This is a genomic window from Mycolicibacterium parafortuitum (genome assembly GCF_002086815.1).
GTDB classification, from domain to species: domain Bacteria; phylum Actinomycetota; class Actinomycetes; order Mycobacteriales; family Mycobacteriaceae; genus Mycobacterium; species Mycobacterium parafortuitum.
Map to the genome: position 1 here is coordinate 1 of NZ_MVID01000064.1, position 1,348 is coordinate 1,348.

Here is a 1,348-nt window from a genome sequence, read left to right on the forward strand (position 1 = left end):
CTGAAACGCCCTGGAAATCCTGGAGGCTCCTGACCTTGGAAACGAGGATGCAGGTATGCCGAAGGAACAGTCGCCCGGGAAGCCGACGACACGCAGGTACAGCGCTGAGGAGAAGGCCGCCGCGGTGCGGATGGTCCGCACCTTACGGGCTGAGCTGGGCACCGAGCAGGGCACGGTGCAGCGCGTCGCTCGCCAGCTCGGCTACGGCGTGGAGTCGGTGCGCACCTGGGTCCGCCAGGCCGACATCGACGAAGGCCTGGCTCCTGGGGTGAGCACCTCGGAGTCGAAGAAGGTGCAGGAACTCGAACGGGAGATCCGAGAACTCAAGCGTGCCAACGAGATTCTGAAACGAGCAGCGAGTTTCTTCGGGGCGGAGCTCGACCGCCAACACAAGAAATAGTCGATTTCATCGACGCCAATCGCGAGGAGTTCGGGGTCGAGCCCATCTGCACAGTTCTGCGCAGCGCAGGCCTGCAGGTGGCCCTGAGCACCTACTACGACGCCAAGGCCCGGGTCCCGTCGGCGCGGGCCCAGCGTGACGCCGTCCTGGGGCCGGCGTTGTGTCAGCTCTGGAAAGACAATTACTGCGTCTACGGGGCCCGCAAGCTCTGGAAAACCGCCCGCCGCGACGGCTACGACGTCGGCCGCGATCAGGTGGCCCGGCTGATGCGGGCGGCCGGCATCGAAGGAGTCCGGCGCGGCAAACGGGTCCGCACCACCAAAGCCGACCCGGCCGCGGCGCGGCATCCGGATTTGGTGAAGCGGAATTTCACCGCGATGGCCCCGAACGACCTCTGGGTGACCGATCTGACGTTCGTGCCGACCTGGGCCGGGGTGGCGTATGTGTGCTTCATCATCGATGCGTATTCGCGGATGATCGTGGGGTGGCGGGTGGCCAGCCATATGCGCACCTCGATGGTCCTCGACGCGGTGGAGATGGCGCGGTGGTCACGTGGAAATACGTTGCCAGGCTTGAGATGTCACTCCGATGCCGGGTCGCAATTCACGTCCATTCGCTACGGGGAAAGGCTCGCTGAGATCGGCGCAGTCCCGTCAATCGGGACCGTTGGGGATAGTTTCGACAACGCTCTGGCGGAGACTGTGAACGGCTACTACAAGGCCGAGCTGATCTACGGGCCGGCTCGCAGCGGGCCGTGGAAGACCGTCGAAGACGTAGAACTCGCCACCCTCAGCTGGGTCTACTGGCACAACACCAGCCGCCTGCACAGCTATCTCGGCGACATCCCACCCGCCGAGTTCGAAGCCGCGTTCTACGATGCATACCGGACCGACCAACCCTTGATCGGAATCCAATAGCCCGAGCCTCCGGGAAACCCAGGGCGTTTCA

At 64.5% G+C, this 1,348-nt stretch carries 1 protein-coding gene and 1 other annotated feature; the gene reads left to right on the plus strand.

The window, feature by feature from the left end; translation table 11 throughout:
* Positions 1-55 precede the first annotated feature (55 nt).
* Positions 56-1,317 (plus strand): IS3 family transposase gene (locus tag BST38_RS28770; protein ID WP_110782067.1). Its coding sequence is split into 2 segments (ribosomal slippage): positions 56-359 and positions 359-1,317, totalling 1,263 coding nucleotides; the frame shifts between segments, so codons are not numbered across the junction.
* Positions 355-486 (plus strand) — a sequence feature (AL1L pseudoknot). (Overlaps the previous gene by 132 nt.)
* Positions 1,318-1,348 lie beyond the last annotated feature (31 nt).